The sequence below is a fragment of the Desulfotomaculum sp. genome, from assembly GCF_982386235.1.
This window is the reverse complement of record NZ_CEVWQM010000002.1, coordinates 31296-52648: the sequence shown is the minus strand read 5'-3', so window position 1 is coordinate 52648 and position 21353 is coordinate 31296. Positions and strand designations below refer to the sequence as shown.

Sequence of the window (21353 nt, the reverse complement as noted above, 5' to 3'; positions counted from 1 at the left end):
CCCATTTTATTTAGCGAATGAGGTAGCCCTTTGTTATGGCGTCTTCGATTAATTCTTGAACAAATTCCCAGAGGATCGGTGCGTTTTCTTTAACAACTGCCGCACGTTGGTAGACCTTCGTGCTGTTTACGCCTGGTTTTTGCCAGGTGTGACCGTTGGTGTGGTAATTAAGAATGAAGGGTTGCATACGATCCAGGCAGGCTGCGAAGCAAGCAGCCGGGGTGTTCATGTTTTCAAACTCTTGCCAAAGATCATAAATTTCCTGGGCTTGGTCCTTTGGCAGAAGATTAAAAATTCGCTCAGCAGCCCTTTGTTCCCTTTCTTCCTTATCTAAATTACCCTTCTCATCATAGCAAAATGTGTCACCTGCATCTATTTCCACCAGATCATGGATCAGAACCATTTTAATCACCTTTAAGACATCGATCTCCTGGGCAGCATATTCAGACAACAAAATTGCCATCACCGCCAGGTGCCAGGAATGCTCCGCATCGTTTTCGTTTTTCTTACTACCAATAATTACACTTTGTCTTAGGATTTGTTTGAGCTTATCAATCTCTACGATAAACTTGATTTGTTGTGACAACCTCTCATTAACCACTGATAGGACCTCCCATAAGTTAACATTATACATTGGCCATTATACCACGAATTGTAGTGCAAAAATACAATGGAGCCACCCCCCTTTAATCAGGGGGTTGGACGAATGCTTTCGGTAAGATAGAATATTATTATGAAATAGTTTTAAACATAGGTAAATATAAAGGAGTAGAGAAAAATATTTGATCTGAACAAGCATAGTAAACGGGAAAGGACGAGTCCCCTCGTGCTCCTTGTGGATGATGAGCAAGATCTAGTTAGGGGGCTAAGCAATACCCTAACTGGAGTTGGCTTTCGGGTGGTTGCCGCCGGGGATGGCGGCGAGGCTTTGACAATTTTTCGGGATGCTATGCCGGACTTAGTTGTGCTGGATTTAATGCTTCCTGTTAAAGACGGCTTGGAGGTATGCCAAGAGATTCGTAAGGTTTCGGATGTGCCCATCCTCATGCTAACAGCCCGGGATGACAGTATTGACAAAATACTAGGTCTTGAATTTGGTGCCGATGACTATGTAACAAAACCCTTTAACAGCCGGGAGTTGGTTGCTCGTATTCGATCCATACTGCGTCGGACGAATAGGCAGTATCAAGGATCGACCGTTGCCGTTGGTAATGGTCGGGTACAGATTCATATCAATGAGCAAAGGGTTACGGTGGATGATGAGCAAATTTCTTTGACTCCCACGGAATTTGCCCTGCTGATACAGTTAGCCAGGCACCCGGGGCAAGTATTCTCGCGAATTAACTTATTAGAAACAGTCTGGGGCTACGATTTTCCCGGGGATCTGAGAACAGTAGATGTGCATGTGAGACGTCTGCGCCAGAAAATAGAGGCGGACCCAGCTAATCCAAGAATAATTTTAACGAGGTTTGGTGTTGGCTATGTTTTGGCAAAAGTATAAGCAAATCATTGATAATTTTACCAGCCTTCGTTGGCGTTTAGGTGTTAGCTACTCTGTCATGGCCATCGTAGTTACCGCACTTTTGACTGGCCTGGCGGTGCAAACTGCCATGACGATTTCCATGTCGGCCCAAAAGGAACAGGCCCTTTCTTCCATTACTGGGGTAGCCACTGCCTTTGCTGATTCCCTAGGCTCTTCGCTTGATCCTGCCCAGACCGCCCAACAGTTAGGGTTGGCTGCCAATGGCCGGGTTATTTGGCTGGGACCGGACGATCGGGTGAGGGTGGATGGTTATGGTGATGCTCGCCTAAGTGGCCGACCCTTTCAGGTCCCACCCAAACTAAAGGATCCAGATGTTAAAGCTGCTGAAATTTACGATACCGGGCAGAGTTGGGTCGCTTATACCTCTGCACCCCTCCAAATTGCCGGCAAAACCTCCGGCAGATTACTGTTAATACAAGATTTAGCTGCCCTGCGGCAGGAGTATGCACTACTAAAACAGCGTCTATGGCTCCTCGGCGGGGTATTATCTTTAATTGTTGCCGGTATCGGAATCTTTCTTGCCGGAACCATGTCAAGGCCACTGGAAGCACTAACCCATGCCATACAGAAAATCCGGTACGGTGAATTGCAGCAATCGGTTCCCGTGTCCGGCAGCAAGGAAATCGTATCTTTAACGGAGGCCTTTAATCAAATGACTGCCAGGGTAGCAAAATTGGATGAACAGCGGCGAACCTTTGTGGCTAACGCTGCCCATGAACTCCGCACTCCCCTGGCATCACTGCAAGCCTTAGCAGAGGGAATGCCGCAGGAATCAGTACCCAAACCGGAAGAAATGGATGCCTTTGTACGCCAGACTGAACGCCTGGGCCGTTTAGTGGACAGTTTGCTACAGTTGGCCAGACTGGATAATCCAGAATTACAATTAAATCGCTTCCCCATAAGGGTGCCAAACCTTATTGAGGAGGCCCTTTGGGTTGTTAAACCTTTGGCTGTGGCACGTCAACTAAAGCTTGAGATAGAAGCAGATAAAGAGTTATGGATTGAAGGCGACCCGGATTGGCTGCATCAAGCTTTCGTTAATGTACTAAGTAATGCCGTTTACTACACTCCCATCGGCAGTCAAGTGCGCCTGGGAATGGAGACTAAACAAGGCTATGTTCATATTGTCATTGAAGATACGGGGACAGGTGTTTCGCTGGATGTTTTAGCCCAGTTGGGAACCAGGTTTTATCGGCCAGCCGCTGCCAGGGAACGGAACAGCGGAGGAGCAGGCCTAGGCCTGTCCATTGTAAAGGAAGTGCTGCGGCTGCATCAGGGTAGGCTGGAATTTGCATCTCCCCCGGGAAAAGGCCTCATGGTTAAATTGATTGTTCCTGAAATTGCCCCACATCCGCAACCTGTAACAATTTCTTAACATCTGGTAACAGGATTGCAAAATTAATGTGTTATAACTGGGGTAAGGAGGTTGAGAACATGAAGAATAAACGATTTATCCGACCGATTATTACGGGATTGGCAATTGGGGGAATCATTACTGCATTAATCTGGTTAAACCAGCCCTTAGACCTGCCGTACTTCAGACCATTAGATACCGTGGCCCAGGCAGAGTCCAACGATAGGCAACAATATTTATCCTCCCAGGAGTCTCCAGATGTGAATCCCACCGCCTTTAGGGGTCAGGGTAAGCTGGCCTTCATCTGGAAGGGATTACTCTATCATCTTGATGGCAGCACCGGAGAGGTAAAACAACTGACGGACACTGGCATGGCTGCTGAACCGGCCTGGTCATATGATGGCGAATGGTTGGCTTTTCTTCAGATAACAGACCAAAATATGATGACTGGATCCCTTTGGCTGATACGTAAGGACGGCTCCCAGGCTCATCAAGTTCAAGGCTTGCCCGGAACCGTTATGTCCCAGAAATTTTCCTGGTCACCTACTGCGAATAGGCTATCTGTAAGTACCAAAGATGGTATTTGGTTGGTAACCACAGAGGGTGAGCCACAGAAGTTTGTTCAGACTCCTAGTGAATTTCCCAGCTTCAGTTGGTCACCGGACGGAAAATCATTAGCCTATAATGTTACCCTCCCGGCAAAGGAACCAGGGAATATGGATGACCTCCTTTTTACTGTGACGGTTGATGGTGGGAAACCGGTTGAACACCTGCATACGAATGCAGGCATAAGACTGGCTGGTTGGCACTACGACGGCAAAGGTTTACTATTTTGGCTTATACCTGGCCATGGTCTCTCCACTGCAGCGGACGGTGTTGAGCTATACACCCTGCCACTGGGTGAAACTGTGCCTAGGCCGCTTACAACCGGATTAACCTACCAAGAGTGGCAATCCCTTTCGCCCCAGGGGAAACTTCTAACTGTGGCAGGCGGGGGACGTATTGCCTGGGCGGACAAAAATATTGCCCTTGTGGATATCAAAACAGGGAAGGTACAAAACCTACCCAACCCCAGCGGCAGCGTGACACTTGACCCACAATTCTCGCCGGACGGCAAAAGAATAGCTTATGTTGCTGCCAAGAATCTTGGCAGCGATGTTTGGGGCTTTGAAAAGCCAGAGGAGCTATCAGACTGGGTTGCCTCACGGACACTTTATATCGCCAATGCCGATGGCTCCAATGCACGTGCCATACCAGAGGCGGGGAAGGGGATCATACAGCCTATCTGGTCAAAGGATGGCAGTCATATTTTATATGTGAAGGACAATGTTCTTTGGCAGATGAAGGCTGAAGGTGGCCAGCCAGAAAAAATATTTGCTCCCGTCTCTGGGCCGGAAGATCACTTCGGTTTTTATGGATTTGCATCCTACGAAAGTGTTTTGTCCTGGTATAGGGGATAAAATATTAGTTCCCCCGGGACAAGGCCTTACTATTAGACTGATCATCCCCAAAATTGCCCCACATCCGCAACCTGTAACCATTTCTTAATATCTGGTAACCGGATTGCAAAATTAATGTGTTCTAACCGGGGTAAGGAGGTTGAGAGCATGAAGAATAAACAATTTACCCGGCCGATTATTACGGGATTGGCAATTGGCGGCGTGATTGCTGCATTCGTCTGGTTAAACCAGCCCTTAGACCTGCCGCACTTCAAACCGTTAGATGCCGTGGCCCAGGTTGAATCCAAGGACAGGCAGCAAAAATCCTCCCCTCAAGATCTCCCGGATGTAAATGCCGCTGCCTTTAAGGGACAGGGCAAGCTGGCCTTCATCTGGAAGGGATTACTCTATCATCTTGATGGCAGCACCGGAGAGTTAAAACAACTGACGGACACTGGCATGGCTGCTGAACCAACCTGGTCATATGATGGCGAATGGTTGGCTTTTCTTCAGATAACAGACCAGAATATGATGACCGGACCCCTTTGGCTGGTACGCCAGGACGGTTCCCAGGCCCATCAAGTTCAAGGCTTGCCCGGAACCGTTAGGTCCGGAAAGTTTTCCTGGTCACCCACTGCGAATAGGCTGTCTGTAAGTACCAAAGATGGTCTTTGGTTGGTGCCCACAGAGGGTGAACCACGGCAATTCGTTCAGACTCCTAAGCAACTCGTTCGGACACCCGGTGAATATCCCAGCTTCAGTTGGTCACCGGATGGCAAATCTTTAGCCTATAATGTTACCCTCCAAGCTGAGGAACCCTGGAATATGGATGACCTGCTTTTTACTGTGGCGGTTGACGGTGGTAAACCCGTTAAACACCTGCACACCCCGGATGCCGGCATCATGTTGGCTGGTTGGCACAATGACGGCAAGGGTCTGCTCTATTGGCTGATACCTGTCCATAGTGGCTCCCTCGCGGCAGACGGTGTTGGCCTGTGGAGTCTTCTGTTGTCTGAAGCTGAGCCTAAATCACTGACATCTGGTTTAACCTACAAAGGGTGGCAGTCAATTTCACCCCAGGGGAAACTTCTAACCGTGGCAGGTGGGGGACGTATTGTCTGGTCAGACAAAAGTCTGGCAACTGTCGATATCAAAACAGGGAAGGTACAAAACCTACCCAACCCCAGCGGCAGCGTGGCACTTGACCCACAATTCTCACCGGACGGCAAAAGAATAGCCTATGTTGCTGCCAAGAATCTTGGCAGCGATGTTTGGGGCTTTAAAAAGTCCGGGGACTTGTCAGCCTGGATTGCCTCACGGACACTTTATATTGCCAATGCCGATGGCTCCAATGCGCGTGCCATACCAGAGGCGGGGAAGGGGATCATACAGCCTATCTGGTCAAAGGATGGCAGTCATATTTTATATGTGAAAGACAATGTTCTTTGGCAGATGAAGGCTGACGGTGGACAACCAGAAAAGATATTTGCTCCAGTAGTCTCTGGTCAGGAGGATCACTTCGGTTTTTATGGATTTACATCCTACGAAAGTGTTTTGTCCTGGTATAGGGGATAAACTAAAAACTGCTTTATAAGGTTAACATAAATGGCACTTAGGATTCAGGCTGGCCTTATTGCATAAGCGTTTTGCATAAGGCCAGCCTGAACCCGTTTTGTTCTTATTCAACAAAGCATAAATTCAACAATTGGCACCCTTGACGAACACCCAAAACGTGTATATACTCATATTAATCTTTAAACCAAAGAAAGGGTCCTTAAATGAGTAATGAATCCGTAAGGGAAAAATTAAAAGAAATGTCCAGGACAACGGGCAAGACTTGTGTCTGTTTCAATTTACGCAAGGCTTCTAGGCTTTTGAGCCAGGTCTATGACCAGGGGTTAAAGCCAACCGGACTAAAGGTAACGCAGTTTTCTTTAATGATGGCGGTGGCTGGAAATAGTGGGATAACCATTGGAAAGCTGGCCCGTCCCTTGGGAATGGATCGAACTACCTTAAGTCGTAATGCTAGGATTTTAGAGAAAAAAGGGCTAATCGAACTAGGAGAGGGGGAAGATCGTCGGGAACAGCTAGTATACCTTACTGAAAAGGGAAGCTCATTGCTGTTAGAGGCCATACCCCTATGGGATATGATCCAAAGGCAATTGGCTGACAAAATGGGTGATACACGATTGAATGAACTGATCAGCGACCTACGGGATTTAGCAAAGGGATCCAAACCTCAATAATTTTTTTGCAACACAATGTGCATATACACTTATTTATGCGTTTGTTTTTTATTCAATTATTAAAAGGGGGAATTTTTATATGGGACATTTGGTTAATAACAAAGATGAAGTTTATCGGCTATTGGCCGAACGTTTAAACAAGAGTCCCGTGGGGGCACCAATCAATGATACCCTGATGGCCATTCTTCATCGTCTTTATACGGAGTCCGAGGCCATTGTTGGCAGCAAATTTCCTTTGGTGCCGATGGCCTTGGAGCAAATTGTCAATATTACAGGTATTAAGGAGCAACAATTAAAAATAATTCTCGATGGCATGGCTGACAAAGGATTGGTGCTGGATATCCCCCGCAAGAAAACTGTTTATTATATGCTAGCCCCGATGGTAGTGGGATTTTTTGAATATACATTCATGCGGGTACAGGATAATGTAAAATTAAAGGATTTAGCAGAGCTTTTTCAAAGTTACTTCAGCAATCAGGAAGTTAGAGCTGAATTCTCAGGCGATGGAACCAGAATGATGCGTACCCTGGTATATGAAAGCCTGATACCCGTGGCCGTGGAAACGGAGGTTTTAACCTACGAAAGAGCGAGTGAAATTATCCGGCAATCCGGTGGAGGCGCAATTTCCATCTGCCCCTGCCGTCATAAAGCAAGTCACTTGGGCAAGTCCTGTGGAGCACCCCTAGAGGTTTGCACCTCCCTTGGCAGTGCTGCGGAATGGATAATACGCAGAGGTTTGGGCAAACGCGCTACGGTAGACGAATTACTGGAGGTACTTGACCAAGCAGAAAAACTTGGTTTGGTCCATAATTGTGATAACGTACTAAATAAACCTGCTTACATATGCCACTGTTGTGGTTGCTGCTGCGTAATTTTAACTGGCATCAATGAAACAGGGCAATATGCTACTCACCCCAGCAACTTTACGCCTGAATTAAACACAGAAACATGCACTGGCTGCGGAACCTGCGCGGAAAGTTGTCATATTAAGGCCATTAACCTGAAATCCAATAGGGACGGCTTGGAAGTACCTGATGTGAACAAAGATATTTGTCTAGGCTGTGGTGTATGTGCATCTGCTTGCCCCAGCGGTTCATTAACCATGTCCCGCAATTCGAGCTTACATGTTCCACCTGCTAATGCAACGGAAAAGTTTTCGAGAATCGCCAGGGAAAAAAATAAAATTTAACACCCATATAATATCGGGTACCTCCAACATTTCGAAAGTGAGGGGATAAGGATGGTTAAGCAGGCACTTTATCTTGATGATTTAAAAGTGGGTGATACTTTTATCAGTGAAAAGTATCCTTTAAATGCAGATAAAATAAAAAGATTTGCCCATGAGTTTGATCCACAGGTTTTCCATTGCGATGAGAATCTAGCGAAAGCTACTTTTTTTAAAGGATTAGCTGCCAGTGGTTGGCATACTGCAGCGGTTACTATGAAATTATTGACAGATAGTCTGCCTTTTGCTCATGGGATTATTGGAACTGGCGGAGAGATTAAATGGCCACAGCCAACTCGCCCCAATGATGTTATATATGTAAAGAGCACAATTAAAGAGATCAACCCTTCTAAATCAAAACCCAATCAAGCCATTCTACTAGTTGAGTCTGAAACTTTAAATCAGCGTAATGAGGTTTGTCAAAATTTAACTGCAAAGCTTTTAAGCTTTAGAAAGAGTGACGGTTAGAAAATTCACTGAAAATAAAGAATTACTCCTTTGGGGTTAACATAATTTTATTGCTAGGGTTGTCAAATATAGTTAGGTTTATAAAGATTTAACATGGGGTATTTTGCCATGGTTTTGTTATTACAGAAAAGAAAAAACTAGAGGAAAAATAATTGAAGGAGACAAGATGAAAAATGATCGTGCGCTATTAGAAAAAACAGGGTGGAACTTAGATAATAGTTATGCGGGTCTGCCGAAATCCTTTTTTACCAGACTCAACCCAACCCCAGTAAGCTCACCAAATCTTATGATCCTCAATCACCCTTTGGCAAAATCCCTAGGGCTGAACGTGCAGGCACTACAAAGCAGCGAAGGAGTAGCCGTACTTGCCGGCAATGAAATTCCCGAGGGTGCTTTGCCCCTTGCACAGGCTTATGCAGGGCATCAATTTGGGCATTTTACCATCTTAGGGGATGGCCGGGCTTTACTGATTGGTGAGCAGGTCACACCTTCAGGCAAACGGTTTGATATTCAACTCAAGGGTTCAGGTAAAACTCCCTATTCCCGCGGGGGCGATGGACGAGCGGCACTGGGACCGATGCTGCGTGAATACATTATCAGCGAAGCCATGCACGCACTTGGTATTCCTACCACCCGCAGCCTAGCGGTAGTGACAACGGGTGAGTTCGTATTCCGTGAAAACGCGAAACCCGGTGCAATTCTGACCCGTGTGGCCGCCAGTCATTTACGCGTCGGTACCTTTCAATATGTTTCAAGATGGGGCTCTGTTGAGGATCTCCGTACCCTGGCTGATTATACATTACAAAGGCATTTTCCAGACGTTGACGACCAGAACCGTTATCTTTTTCTGCTTCAGGAGGTCTGTAAGCGTCAGGCCATGCTAATTGCCAAATGGCAGTTGGTTGGTTTTATTCATGGTGTAATGAACACCGACAACATGGCCATCAGTGGAGAAACCATTGATTATGGACCTTGCGCCTTTATGGATACCTATGACCCAGCCACGGTTTTCAGTTCCATTGATACCCATGGCCGCTATGCCTATGGTAAGCAGCCGGATATTGCAGCGTGGAATCTTGCAAGATTTGCAGATACTCTATTGCCTCTGCTGCATGAAAACCAGGATCAGGCTATCAAACTGGCTCAGGAGGAACTATCGAACTTTGATAATTTGTATCACAGTCATTGGCTCGCGGGAATGAGAGCTAAACTGGGCATAATTGACGAGGAGGCCGAGGATAAATTTCTTATTCAAGACCTCCTCCGTATGATGCAAAAGTATCGTGCGGACTATACCAATACTTTCCGCGCCTTAACTCTTGATAAGCCAGAAGAGATGGTCTTGTATGGCACAACGGAATTTGCTCAGTGGCATGAACAGTGGCAGGCTAGACTAGGTAGGCAGCAGGAAGCAAAAACCTCTTCGCATCCGTTGATGAAGCGTAGTAATCCTGCACTAATACCTCGCAATCACAGGGTAGAAGAAGCACTATCAGCAGCGGTGGATCACGGGGACTACAGTGTGATGAAGCGGCTTCTTGATGTTCTTTCAAACCCTTACTCATACTCACCTGAACAAGCTGACTACGCCGCACCGCCTAAGCCATCCGTTCGTCCTTACCGAACTTTTTGTGGAACTTAGATCGAATATTTCAGTTAAGAAAGGGGGTTTTTTTGATAGAAAAGAATGTAGGTACAGCCGATCGTATTTTAAGAGCAACCTTTGGCGTTTTATTTCTTGCCCTTGGCTCCCTCGGTACCTTTGGTGCCCTGTGGTCAATAATTTTTCTTATATTAGGAATCGGTGTTTTAGTGGTAGCGGCCACAGGGTTCAGTCCACTTTATCGGTTATTGGGATATTCCAGTCTAAAACCCCAACTGACAGTGAAAGAGGACGTAGCATACTGGACCACCGGAGTGTCGGATACAGATAAGAAGTAGTGCAAAACATCTATTCAAAAAAATCCCCCTATTAATGGGGGATTTTTTATTTTACTATATTAAATAATTAAACTAATAACATGATGCAGGAGAAGGAATATCTAAATGCATTCCGAAAATAGTAGAAAATGTCAAAGTTTCGGAGGTACTCTTATGAGGTATCAAGATAAGACCAAGGAACAATTAATTGCCGAACTAATTAAGATACAAGATGAGAATAAAAAATTAAGTCATTTATTTAACATGCTGCTAAAACAACTTAAAATAATCGTAAAAGAGCGAACAGGGGAAATAGAAAAAGCAAATAAAAAGCTAAACGAAATTCTAGAAAGTATTTCTGATGGCTTTTTTGCATTGGACAAAGAGTGGAATTTTACCTATGTAAATAAATACCAAGACTATCCATTAAACAAAAACCGTGCAGAGTTATTAGGTAAGAATATATGGGACATTTTACATGAGGTTATTCATTCAACATTTTATAAAGAATTACATCGAGCAATGTCCGAACGGATACCAGTAAATTTTGAAACAAAATCTATTTACAACAATATTTATTACGAAGTGCAGGCCTATCCTTATGATGATGGGATATCTGTGTTTATGAAGGACATTTCAGAGAGAAAAGCAATGGAAAACAATATAAAACTTAACCAAATGAGACTTGAAGCACTTCTGGAAATGAACCAAATGAAGGATGCTTCAATTAATGAAGTTGGCAAATTTGTATTGAATCAAATGATAAAATTAACAGGCAGTGAAATAGGGTATTTTGCTTTAGTTAATGAAGATGAAACCATGACGGAGGTTTCTTTTAGATCAGAGAATGTCATGTCTGCCTGCAAAATAAAAGAACAAAGCCCTATCTTTTTTTCAATAAAGGATGGTGGTATTTGGGCAGAAGCCATTCGTCAACGGAAAGTTACAATTATCAATGACTATGACGCTGAGTTACCAGGTAAGAAGGGTCTGCCTGTTGGTCATATACCCTTAACCCGTGTATTAAACGCACCTATTTTCTCGGGAAATCGTATAGTAATGAATGCAATCGTTGCAAATAAAAAGGATGATTATAACCTAACAGATGCCAACCAATTATCTCTTTTAGTTAATGGATATTGGTCATTTATTCAACAAAAAAAGAATGAAGAGGAAAAAATAAAAACTGAATTAGAATTAAAAAGGCTAGATCGCCTTAATCTTATTGGTCAAATGGCAGCTGGCATAAGCCATGAGGTAAGGAATCCAATGACCACTGTTCGAGGATTTCTGCAAATGCTACAGAGTAAAGAGGAATGCTCCAGATATCAGGACTTCTTTAAGCTGATGATTGAAGAGTTGGATCGTACAAACTCTATGCTTACAGAATTTCTGTCTATCACTAAGATTAAGCCGGAAGAATTAAGGGTAGAAAGTATAAACCAAATAATCAATGCCATGATACCCTTAATTCAAGCAGATGCGGTTGGTCAATATAAATATGTAGAAACACAACTTAATGATGTTCCAAATTTACTGTTAGATAGCAAAGAGATTCGTCAGTTAGTTTTAAACCTTTGTCGTAACGGACTAGAAGCAATGCCTGGTGGTAAATATTTAACAATAAGTACCTACAAGGAAGATAACTATGTAGTAGTTGCGGTAAAGGATCAAGGAACTGGCATTAAGCCAGAACTACTAAAGATAATAGGCACCCCATTCTTTTCTACCAAGGCAAATGGCACAGGGTTGGGCTTGGGCATATGTTATAGCATTGCGGCTAGACACAACGCGGAAATTGAAATTCAAACAGGGCAAGATGGAACAACATTCCTTGTCAAGTTTAAAATATTAGGAAGTAAAGTTATATAACAAAGCCATGGCTACTATGCCAACCAGCAAACTATAGAAGAGGCTTTTAGTTTTCATAGCAATTACGAGTGTAGGTATAAAGGCCCAAATATACAAGTTATTAATACGGATATCAATGTCTCCCTCTGGTGCCAATATACTTATAGCCGTTAAGCCGCCTAAAACAGCCGGGGCAACATAGGATAACCAGAGTTTTAGTGGTTTGGGAAATTCATAGCGGGAAAACAGAGCGATCGGCAAAATACGCGGCAAAATGGATACCAACGAAACACCGATAATCATCATCCAAATGCTACTCTCGCTCACTAATAAACACCCCCAAACTGGCTGCAATAACCGTCGCAATAATGATATTAAACATATTCCCCATCGTAGCCGGAAGCAGGTAGCCAATTAGCAAACATAATAATGCCGAAGCCAGGGCCACAATGGTGTCGGATTTACGGTTGATAATAAAAACCAATAAACAAATATACATCGCCGGCAAGGTAAAATTTAGACCTAAACGATCTGTATCTCCAATAAAACTCCCCAGTATGGCTCCCAATAAGGTACTGCTGATCCAACCAAGATGTGAGGTTATATTGAGACCAGCCATATAGGAGGCAGTGGGCGGGTGATCCTGATAGCGGTTCATTGCTACTGCATAGGTTTCATCCGTCAAGCCATAGGAGAGCAGGGTCCCAATGGCAGTAGGAACTTGTCCCTTAAAATAGGGCACCAGAGATGTAGCAAATAATAAATACCTTAAATTTACTAAAGCATTGGCTACGATGATGGTGAACACCGCCCCTCCCACTTGCATGACCCCAAGGGCGATATATTGCCCGGCCCCTGTAAAACACAGGACCGACATCATCGTAGCCTGTATGATTGACATACCAACCTGATTTGCCAACACCCCGAAGGCAACCCCCAGGGGTAAATAACCTAAAACAATGGGGATTGAATCATGGATTCCTTGTTTCAATTCTTCCTTATGCATTTTTAAACTTATCTCCTTTGAAAAAACTCAACACTCCCATTTTTACACATAATTAAGCGAATGTGAAGAACTATTGCACATTCCTTCATGCCACTACGATATTTCCTTCCTTTGCGGTAAACAATAGAATTATCGAGGAGGAAAGGGAATGAAAAAAGTCATATTGCTGGTTTTGCTAATTTTTCTATATTTAATTTCAGGATGCCAAAATGCCCCCTTTAAAAAACCTTTACAAGAAAATCAAGTCATTTATCGCCATGGTCAATATCTGGTTATTGTAGAGGGTCATCAATTAATCGTAACCGGTGGTTTATCCAGAAAAGTCTTTGCGTCGAAAGACAACTCTTTTTCGGGAGCTTCTAGGATTAAAAACAAACAAAAAGAAAACCTTCCACTAAAAGGAACCTATATCAAAGATGGCTTACTGATAAAGGGTCAGAATAACAGCTATTTAGTAAGTCTAACACCGGAAATAAAATTATTAGCTTCTTATCCAAATCCCCATACTAAAGAAAAATTAATTATCATTAACAAACAAATAAATATACTCTATTATTATGAGCAAGGATCCCTGGTAAAGAAGTATCCTGTTGCCACAGGGAAAAAAGAGTATTATACACCGAAAGGTTCCTTTAAAATAGTAAACAAAATACATATAAAGGAAGGGGAGCATCCGGATGATATTTATGGTCCCCGTTGGCTGGGCCTAGCTGTATCCGATGCCAAGGACAAAAGGGCAAATGATGATGAACGGGCTCCCCTTGGTCATAAGTATGGCATCCACGGTACGAATGAGCCTGACTCCATCGGTACCCAGGCTTCGGGTGGGTGCATTCGGTTAAATAATAATGACATCCTAGAATTATACAGCATGGTGCCTGTGGGCACTAAGGTACTGATTGAGTAATACACTAAAAGGTTTTTTCAAGGTAATTATTCATTTGTTAAGGGTATGCCTTCTCTACCCCCTCTAAAAAGAGGGGGTAGTTCTATAATAAGGTAAAAAACGGAAAACAGAGAGTAAATCACCCTAGCGAATACCCGATTTTACAATACATCTTTAAGCAAATGCTGTCGATATAAAAAATTACAGATATTATTGATAATGTTAAATTGCTGTGCTATAGTGATTCCAAAACCTATTTGCAATGTGAAAATAGTTGAGGTGTAAGGATATGAGTCACCTACAAAAAATTACTTTTTCCAGTGACCGACTTATCGAAGCTCAGTTGCTTTTGCTTTTACAGATAAAATCCTCACATGGATATGAACTTATTCAAAGGCTAAATGATGCGGATTTTACCATCGAGGAAGTGGACCCAGCTACGATCTACCGCCATTTACGACGTATGGATAAGGAAGAACTCGTAAAATCTCATTGGGAGACAGGTCCGTCGGGACCAGGAAGACGTCTTTATACAGTTACAAAAAGTGGAGAGGAATTGCTCAGTCAATGGACCATCAATATTAAACAGCAAAAGGAAAAACTCGCTAACTTCCTTAAAACTTATGAACAATACCATAACTCGTAGTTAATGGGGGTATTAGCATGGCTAATAATAACTATTATCTTAAGATAATGAATGCCGGGGCTTTACACAGGATAATAGGTAATTGCATAGAGGTTTTTATGCAAAAAAATCTTGAAGTAACACTAGAAATGAAAGGGGTTGGTTCAAGAGAAGGTGCAAAGCGGTTGCTTTCTGGGGAGAAATGCGACATCATTGCCCTTGCAGACCAGGCACTATTTGCAGAGTTGTTAGTACCTGATCTGGTGGAAGATTATTTTGTTTTTGCCACGGATCAAATTGTCATTGCCTATGATCACTTCTCCAGGGGAAGCAAAGAAATTAATTCAGAAAACTGGGCTGATATATTACTTCAACCAGAGGTGATCTTTGCCCGTTCCGATCATAACCTTGATCCCTGCGGTTATAGAACATTGATGGTATGGCAACTTGCAGAAAAGCTTTACAATAGGCCCGGACTTACTCATGAATTAGACAGTGCCTGCCTCCACTACTCTACTTACCCCAAATCATTGGATCTAGCCGGGGCTTTGCTTGCAGGCAAGGTCGACTATGCTTTTTTATATTCCTCAGAAGCAAAGCAATTGGGACTTCCCTACATTACTCTACCTTCCAAGATTAATCTCTCTAATCCAGCCTATGCAGATTATTATGATCAGGCAGCGGTATCTGTTGAAAGCAAAATACCCGGTAAAAATATTATTATCCACGGTAAACCGATAGAATTTGCTGTAGGGATTAGCAAAACTACCCAGCACGATGACCTGGCAAAGCAATTTGTAGACCTTCTCACCGGTCATGAGGGTCATGCCATATTAGAGGAATGCGGTATGATTCCTTGCTAAAAAAACCTATGGAGTGATTTTATGTCTCGAAAAAATCGCTATGACAAAACGGAATGGGCGGGGGCCTTCGGGGACCTTGGAACCCTAATCCCCTTTATTGTAGGTTATATTACTGTAATGAAAATGGATCCATTGGGTGTACTATTTATGTTTGGTATGCTGCTTATCCTGGCAGGATCTTATTACAAAACACCCATTCCTATCCAACCAATGAAGGCAATTGGTGGTGCAGCGATTACGCAGGCAGCAGTAATAACCCCTGGTATGGTGTGGGGTTCTGGTATTTTCACAGGACTTTTTTGGCTGATCATCGGTGCAACCGGTGCCCTGAATTTTATTTCTAAGGTTACGACAAAACCAGTTCTTCGGGGGATTGTACTTGGTCTGGGTCTTTCCTTTATTATGGAAGGAACCAGGCTGATGAAGACAGATTTTGCGGTGGCTGTTATTGCCATATTTATCACTTTTATTTTACTAACCAGTAAACGAATGCCAGCTATGTTTGCCTTAATTGTCTTTGGGGTCATTGCTGCTCTGGTCAAAAACCCGGGTTTGGTTCATGAACTTGCCGGTATTAAGTTTGATTTCCGTCTGCCCCAATTTGCTTTAGGGGGATTTACCTGGTCTGACTTTGTCAAAGGGTCACTTATTCTAGCTATACCCCAGATTCCTTTAACCTTTGGTAATGCAGTTATGGCAGTTACTGCTGAGAATAACCGCCTGTTTCCGGAACATCCTGTTACAGAAAAGAAAATGGCCATGTCTCAAGGTATTATGAACTTAATTTCCCCTATCTTTGGTGGGATTCCTATGTGTCACGGTGCAGGTGGCATGGCAGGTCATGTCCGCTTTGGTGCCCGTACCGGTGGTTCAACAGTTATTTTGGGGGGTATCTTGTTAGTAATTGCTCTTTGCTTCAGCAGTTCAATTCTATTGATTTTCAAGATTTTTCCTACCAGTGTTTTGGGAGTAATCCTGTTTTTTGCTGGTCTGGAGCTTGCTGTTTCTGCCAGGGATGTGGGCAAAGAAAAGAATGACTACTATACGCTGCTTATTACCGCTGGGTTCTCCATTTGGAACATGGGGATTGGCTTTTTAGCAGGATTAATTATGCAGGAATGCTTAAAAAGAAAAATATTTAAGGTTTGATCTTCTACTCCTTTAAGATAATTTACAATTACCCTTGCGGCGGATACTGAGTTTCAAGAAGTTTACTACAATGCTATATAGGCTTATAAAGACTCTCCTTTTTATTATTCTTTTGAAGCAGGTAAAAATTCCATCTCGATCCGTCGGATGGTGTTTTTTTCGAGTTCCGTCAGTTTAAACTGTACATTTTTGTAGCAAACAACTTGCCCCTCAGCGGGGCGATGCTGGGTCTCTTCCAAAAACCAACCAGCTAGGGTAAAAACTCCTTTGGCCTCCAAATCAAGGCCAAAATCCAGTTTGAGATCTACAACAGCATAACGAGCATCTAACGAGTATCTATTATCTCCCAGAGGTTCTACAGAACTTCGTTCTTCATCATGTTCATCCTGAATCTCCCCGACAATTTCCTCAAGTATATCCTCTATCGTCAGGAGCCCAGCAGTTCCTCCAAATTCATCCACCACCAACGCCAATTGTTTATGACTCTTCTGCATCTGCTTTAATATTTCATCAATGCCGGTATGTTCTGTTACCACTATAATTGGTCGCAGGGCTTGCTTAAGAAAGTCCTCCATGTTAATGGCGTTCAATGTCAGAGAACTATTAAAGCAGAGATCTTTGGTATTGATATAACCCACAATGCGATCTTTGTTCTCCTCGCATACTGGATAACGGGCAAACTTTTCCTCGGTAATAAAACGTAAATTTTCTTCCCAGCTTAGATTCGTGTATAAACAGACCATGTCCGTGCGGGGGACCATAATTTCTCCGGCAACCCGATCGGCAAAATGCAGGGAATTGCGGGCTAACTGAAGTTCTGTTTGATTGATTTCTCCCCCTTGATGGCTCTGTAGTAAAATCATGCTAATTTCTTCTTCTGAATGAATTTGCTGATGTTCGGAAACGGCGTGCAAGCCAAACAGCCGAACCAAGTTTCTGGCCGAACCATTTAAAACCCAAATGGCTGGGTACATAATTTTATAAAACCAGATGAGAGAAGGAGCAAGGGCTAGCGTGACTGCTTCAGCCCGTTGAATGGCCAAGGTCTTGGGGGCCAGTTCACCCACTACTACGTGTAGAAAAGAGATGGTCGAAAAGCCAATTAGAAAGGCCAAGCCTTCAATCAGGGCCTGGGGTAAGCCAAAGTAGTGAAAAACTGGTTCGATTAGTTTTGCCACGGCAGGTTCTCCTAACCAACCCAAACCCAGGGCGGTTAAGGTAATACCCAACTGGCAAGCTGACAAGTAACCATCCAGATTATGTAACACTTTTTTTACTGCCACTGCCTTTTGATTGCCTTCTTGTATAATTTGCTCAATACGGGATTCTCTCACCTTGACAATAGCAAACTCTGTGGCCACAAAATAAGCAGTGGCGGCTATGAGCATCGCTACTAGAAAAAGATTGATAAGAACCATGCGTCCAACTCCCCCTTATAACATAACTATCTTATCCCTAAAAAGATAACTTTACTCCGCAAATACACTGCAACGTATAACTGTACAAAAACAAAAACCCGGCGCAGTTGCGCCGAGTTCCTGAATTGAGAAATTTGTATTTATAATCCTATTTCAGCTGCCTGTGTACGCATACCAAGTATGCATTTGTTAATAACATCGTCCAGTTCCATACCAAGGTTTTTACAGCCATCTAGAATTACGTCACGATTTACACCAGCTGCAAAACTTTTGTCCTTGAATTTCTTTTTTACGCTTTTGACTTCTATATCCATTACTGACTTTGACGGACGCATTAAAGCGGCGGCCCCTATTAACCCCGTCAACTCATCTACCGCAAAAAGTACCTTTTCCATGTACCGTGTTGGTTCTGCATCCACTACTATACCATGTCCATGACTAATAACTGCATGTATGAATGCATCATCATAGCCTGCCTCTTTTAATAATTCAGGCGCTTTTTTGCAGTGTTCATCCGGATACATTTCATAATCTACATCGTGCAGAAGACCAACTGCACCCCAATAGTCTACATCTTCTCCAGCCTCCGCAGCAAAATAACGCATTACTGCTTCCACTGCGATACCATGCCGAACCAATGCTTCACTTTTATTGTACTGTTTTAACACGGACATTGCCTTTTCTCTCATCATTAGAACCCTCTTATCCTTATGTGTATTTTTCTTTGACTAACTTTTTCTACCCCTGTAAACCAAATTTATCTCCATTTTACACCAAAATAATACTCAACGGAAGGGGAGCCTCATGAATGGATTGCGTGATAATTTTTTATCCCGGTTGACAATGGTTTGATATCTAATTATAATGTCATTATGAAACAGGGAAATGCACTATCACTTATAAGTAGAATAAGAGAAAAGGCAACAAAATTTATCGTTAGGGAACTGGAAGTTCAAGGAGTTAAAGGGATCGTTCCTTCGCATGGAGATATTTTAGTTGTTCTTTTTTATGGTGAAAAATTCACGATGAGGGAGTTAGCTGAAAAAATCCATCGAACAAAACCGACCGTCACGGTATTAGTCGAAAAGCTAATACAATACGGTTTTGTGGAGAGGGAAAAAAGCCAGACGGACAATCGGGTAACCTATATAAAATTAACAAAGAAAGGATTTGAATTGAAGCCGATTTTTGATGATATTTCCGGAAAACTTAATGGTATTCTTTACGGAGACTTAACAGATGAAGAATCAGTTAGCCTGGAAAGCTTATTAAATCGGGTTAACTCTAAGTTTGATATAACAATATGAATCTACGATGGATTCATTTATTTTTCATTAAAAGGTTTGATATCAAACCTTTATGCAAACAAATTTTATAAAGAGGTGAATCCATGTTAAGACCAGATGGAGAACAATTATTAAAGGACTTTTCAGCCAAGGCATACCCACGCCAAATCACAGAAATCATTCCAGGTGTCATTTATCACGTTATGGGTTATGGCCATAGCAATGCCAGCTTTATCATTGGAGAAACTTCCGTGATCTTAATTGATACCCTTGATACCGACAAGCGTGCAGAAGACCTTAAAGGCATTATCGCTAGGTATGCTAACAAACCAGTTAAGACCATTATCTATACCCACGGCCACCCCGATCACCGTGGTGGTGCCGGGGTTTTCATGGAAACTAATCCAGAAATTATTGCCTTTGCCCCCCGCAAGCCGGTCCTTGGGCGGATGAATGCCCTCAATGATGTTCTCAATCAGCGCGGTATCAGACAACATGGCTACGAAATCAGCGACGAAGAAGCCCTTTGTCAAGGCATAGGAATCCGTGAAGGTATGGTTCAAAGTGAAGGCAAAAGGGCTTTTGTACCGCCTACTACGATTTATAATGAGGAAAAAATCAACCGCACGATCGATGGCATTCACCTAGAACTTGCTGCCGCTCCAGGTGAAACGGATGATCAGCTGCTGGTCTGGTTGCCAGCTCATAAGGTGCTTTTTTGTGGTGATAATTATTACGGTTGCTGGCCCAATCTGTATGCTATCCGGGGCAGTCAATATCGTGATATCAGCACCTGGATTGAGACCTTAGATAAGCTGATCGCTTATCGCGCTGAATGTCTCCTCCCCGGCCATACCCACCCCATCCTGGGAGAAACTGCTATTGTAGAAACACTGACTAATTTCCGTAATGCTATTGATTACATACTTTCAGAAACCCTTAAAGGCATGAATCAGGGCATGACGATGGAGGAGGTGGCAGAAGCAGTAAAGTTACCTGAAAAGTGGGCCAAGCTTCCTTACCTTGGCGAATTTTATGGTACGGTTGCCTGGTCTGTTCGTGGCATATATGCCGGCTATGTAGGTTGGTTTGACGGCAACCCAACCCATCTTAATCCCTTGCCAAGTCGAATCCGTGCAGAAAAAACCATCGCTCTCATGGGTGGCGCGGAGTCCGTGCTTTCCGCTATCGGCCAAGCCCTGGACAACAAAGAAGCGCAATGGGCTATTGAGCTTGCAGATATCCTTATCGCTGCGGATTGTTCCCATAGACAGGCAAAACAATACAAAGCCCAAGGTCTTCTCATACTCGGCCGTCTGGATACAAGTGCGAATGGCCGTCACTACTATTTCGCCTGCGCTAAGGAACTGCTCGCCAATTTGTAAACATGTGGTTTTAATACTGTTCCTATGGGGGGTAATGCTGGCTTAGCTGGCATTACCCCTTTAAATTATGAAGAAGGTATGCCGTTATTATTTGCAAAACCTATGACTTATACAGCAATAAAAAGGAAAAAACAGAATAAATCTGGAAAAGCTCTTTAAAGACCAATTACACGTTTTGTTTGATTTTTGAGGCCAGTATATAATTGTCTTGACAATAATGTAAGGATAGAGGGATTACAGTGACCTTTCAACTTGATGATAGTCTGGGCTTTATCTTAAATCGTACGAATCTACGCATGAAAAATACTCTGTTACACCACTTTAAGGATTATGATGTTACACCTGAACAATGGGCTGTTTTAAACCGCTTGTGGGAAAGGGAAGGAATCTCACCAAAGGAGTTGTCAGAACTCACTTCCAAAGATCAACCCACAACCGTAAGGATTATCTCAAAGCTTGAAAAAAAGGGCTTTGTTAAAAGAAAGGGAAATCCTGAGGATGGTAGGGCTTATCTGATTTATTTAACCAATGAGGGGCAAGCTTTGCAAGATAAACTTTTTCCTCTTGCCTTTGAAGCCCTTCATAAGGCAATAAAAGGTATCAATCAGGAGCAAATTGAACAGGTAAAAGTGGTCTTAAATAAAATATTTGAAAACTTAGATCGGTAACATTTCTAGCAGATTACTTCT

General features: G+C 43.1%; 22 protein-coding genes. 17 read left to right on the top strand and 5 right to left on the bottom strand.

What is annotated here, in order from left to right:
- Positions 1 to 10: 10 nt before the first annotated feature.
- Positions 11 to 601: an HD domain-containing protein gene (locus AC1U9Z_RS01320; protein ID WP_333530708.1), complete on the bottom strand. Its 591-nt coding sequence runs from the start codon at positions 599 to 601 to the stop codon at positions 11 to 13.
- Positions 602 to 826: 225 nt separating this feature from the next.
- Here AC1U9Z_RS01320 and AC1U9Z_RS01315 point away from each other — a divergent pair, with 225 nt between their 5' ends.
- The 10 genes from AC1U9Z_RS01315 (at position 827) to AC1U9Z_RS01270 (ending at position 12067) form a co-directional block, all read left to right on the top strand.
- Positions 827 to 1501, top strand: coding sequence for a winged helix-turn-helix domain-containing protein (locus tag AC1U9Z_RS01315; RefSeq protein WP_333530707.1), 675 nt, complete (start codon positions 827 to 829; stop codon positions 1499 to 1501).
- Positions 1482 to 2918 (top strand): sensor histidine kinase, encoded by a 1437-nt coding sequence (locus AC1U9Z_RS01310; protein WP_333530918.1) that lies wholly within the window; start codon positions 1482 to 1484, stop codon positions 2916 to 2918. The genes AC1U9Z_RS01315 and AC1U9Z_RS01310 overlap by 20 nt, the downstream gene beginning before the upstream one ends.
- Positions 2919 to 2977: 59 nt before the next feature.
- Positions 2978 to 4357 (top strand): biopolymer transporter Tol, encoded by a 1380-nt coding sequence (locus AC1U9Z_RS01305; RefSeq protein WP_479955409.1) that lies wholly within the window; start codon positions 2978 to 2980, stop codon positions 4355 to 4357.
- A gap of 147 nt (positions 4358 to 4504) precedes the next feature.
- The gene (locus AC1U9Z_RS01300) at positions 4505 to 5911 is read left to right on the top strand and encodes a biopolymer transporter Tol (RefSeq protein ID WP_479955407.1); all 1407 of its coding nucleotides are present in this window, start codon (positions 4505 to 4507) and stop codon (positions 5909 to 5911) included.
- A 203-nt stretch (positions 5912 to 6114) separates the two neighbouring features.
- A complete protein-coding gene (locus AC1U9Z_RS01295) occupies positions 6115 to 6582 on the top strand; it encodes a MarR family winged helix-turn-helix transcriptional regulator (RefSeq protein WP_333530704.1) in 468 nt (155 codons plus the stop codon).
- A gap of 79 nt (positions 6583 to 6661) precedes the next feature.
- On the top strand, positions 6662 to 7771 hold the full coding sequence (locus AC1U9Z_RS01290) for a 4Fe-4S dicluster domain-containing protein (RefSeq protein ID WP_333530703.1): 1110 nt from the start codon (positions 6662 to 6664) through the stop codon (positions 7769 to 7771).
- Positions 7772 to 7822: 51 nt separating this feature from the next.
- Positions 7823 to 8275 carry a MaoC family dehydratase gene (locus AC1U9Z_RS01285; RefSeq protein ID WP_479955405.1) on the top strand — a complete coding sequence of 151 codons (453 nt, stop codon included), beginning with the start codon at positions 7823 to 7825 and terminating at the stop codon, positions 8273 to 8275.
- Between the two features lie 166 nt (positions 8276 to 8441).
- Entirely contained in the window at positions 8442 to 9917 is a 1476-nt protein-coding gene (locus tag AC1U9Z_RS01280) for a protein adenylyltransferase SelO (RefSeq protein WP_479955403.1), read from the top strand.
- Positions 9918 to 9949: 32 nt separating this feature from the next.
- Positions 9950 to 10216, top strand: a complete 267-nt coding sequence (locus AC1U9Z_RS01275) for a YgaP family membrane protein (RefSeq protein ID WP_479955401.1) — start codon at positions 9950 to 9952, stop codon at positions 10214 to 10216.
- A gap of 153 nt (positions 10217 to 10369) precedes the next feature.
- On the top strand, positions 10370 to 12067 hold the full coding sequence (locus AC1U9Z_RS01270; RefSeq protein ID WP_479955399.1) for a GAF domain-containing protein: 1698 nt from the start codon (positions 10370 to 10372) through the stop codon (positions 12065 to 12067).
- Here the strand turns inward: AC1U9Z_RS01270 and AC1U9Z_RS01265 are convergent.
- Positions 12047 to 12373 (bottom strand): AzlD domain-containing protein, encoded by a 327-nt coding sequence (locus AC1U9Z_RS01265; RefSeq protein ID WP_479955397.1) that lies wholly within the window; start codon positions 12371 to 12373, stop codon positions 12047 to 12049. The two genes, AC1U9Z_RS01270 and AC1U9Z_RS01265, sit on opposite strands and share 21 nt — an antisense overlap.
- On the bottom strand, positions 12360 to 13052 hold the full coding sequence (locus AC1U9Z_RS01260; RefSeq protein ID WP_333530697.1) for an AzlC family ABC transporter permease: 693 nt from the start codon (positions 13050 to 13052) through the stop codon (positions 12360 to 12362). The genes AC1U9Z_RS01265 and AC1U9Z_RS01260 overlap by 14 nt, the downstream gene beginning before the upstream one ends.
- A 148-nt stretch (positions 13053 to 13200) precedes the next feature.
- Between AC1U9Z_RS01260 and AC1U9Z_RS01255 the strand changes: the two genes are divergently transcribed.
- The 4 genes from AC1U9Z_RS01255 to AC1U9Z_RS01240 all read left to right on the top strand — a co-directional run bounded on the left by AC1U9Z_RS01255 (position 13201) and on the right by AC1U9Z_RS01240 (position 16575).
- On the top strand, positions 13201 to 13959 hold the full coding sequence (locus AC1U9Z_RS01255; protein WP_333530696.1) for a L,D-transpeptidase: 759 nt from the start codon (positions 13201 to 13203) through the stop codon (positions 13957 to 13959).
- Between the two features lie 268 nt (positions 13960 to 14227).
- On the top strand, positions 14228 to 14584 hold the full coding sequence (locus AC1U9Z_RS01250) for a PadR family transcriptional regulator (protein WP_333530695.1): 357 nt from the start codon (positions 14228 to 14230) through the stop codon (positions 14582 to 14584).
- A gap of 17 nt (positions 14585 to 14601) precedes the next feature.
- The gene (locus tag AC1U9Z_RS01245) at positions 14602 to 15426 is read left to right on the top strand and encodes an extracellular solute-binding protein (protein ID WP_333530694.1); all 825 of its coding nucleotides are present in this window, start codon (positions 14602 to 14604) and stop codon (positions 15424 to 15426) included.
- A gap of 21 nt (positions 15427 to 15447) precedes the next feature.
- On the top strand, positions 15448 to 16575 hold the full coding sequence (locus tag AC1U9Z_RS01240) for a putative sulfate/molybdate transporter (RefSeq protein WP_479955395.1): 1128 nt from the start codon (positions 15448 to 15450) through the stop codon (positions 16573 to 16575).
- Between the two features lie 104 nt (positions 16576 to 16679).
- Here the strand turns inward: AC1U9Z_RS01240 and AC1U9Z_RS01235 are convergent, their stop codons facing one another.
- Complete coding sequence (locus AC1U9Z_RS01235; RefSeq protein ID WP_333530692.1) at positions 16680 to 17993, bottom strand: hemolysin family protein; 1314 nt, start codon at positions 17991 to 17993, stop codon at positions 16680 to 16682.
- A 140-nt stretch (positions 17994 to 18133) separates the two neighbouring features.
- A complete protein-coding gene (locus AC1U9Z_RS01230; protein ID WP_333530691.1) occupies positions 18134 to 18685 on the bottom strand; it encodes an HDIG domain-containing metalloprotein in 552 nt (183 codons plus the stop codon).
- A 156-nt stretch (positions 18686 to 18841) separates the two neighbouring features.
- On the opposite strand from AC1U9Z_RS01230, the gene AC1U9Z_RS01225 reads away from it, so the two are divergent.
- The 3 genes from AC1U9Z_RS01225 (at position 18842) to AC1U9Z_RS01215 (ending at position 21332) form a co-directional block, all read left to right on the top strand.
- Positions 18842 to 19300: a MarR family winged helix-turn-helix transcriptional regulator gene (locus AC1U9Z_RS01225; RefSeq protein WP_333530690.1), complete on the top strand. Its 459-nt coding sequence runs from the start codon at positions 18842 to 18844 to the stop codon at positions 19298 to 19300.
- A gap of 83 nt (positions 19301 to 19383) precedes the next feature.
- Positions 19384 to 20664, top strand: coding sequence for an alkyl sulfatase dimerization domain-containing protein (locus tag AC1U9Z_RS01220; RefSeq protein ID WP_479955393.1), 1281 nt, complete (start codon positions 19384 to 19386; stop codon positions 20662 to 20664).
- Positions 20665 to 20903: 239 nt separating this feature from the next.
- The gene (locus tag AC1U9Z_RS01215; RefSeq protein ID WP_479955391.1) at positions 20904 to 21332 is read left to right on the top strand and encodes a MarR family winged helix-turn-helix transcriptional regulator; all 429 of its coding nucleotides are present in this window, start codon (positions 20904 to 20906) and stop codon (positions 21330 to 21332) included.
- The last annotated feature ends 21 nt before the right edge of the window (positions 21333 to 21353 follow it).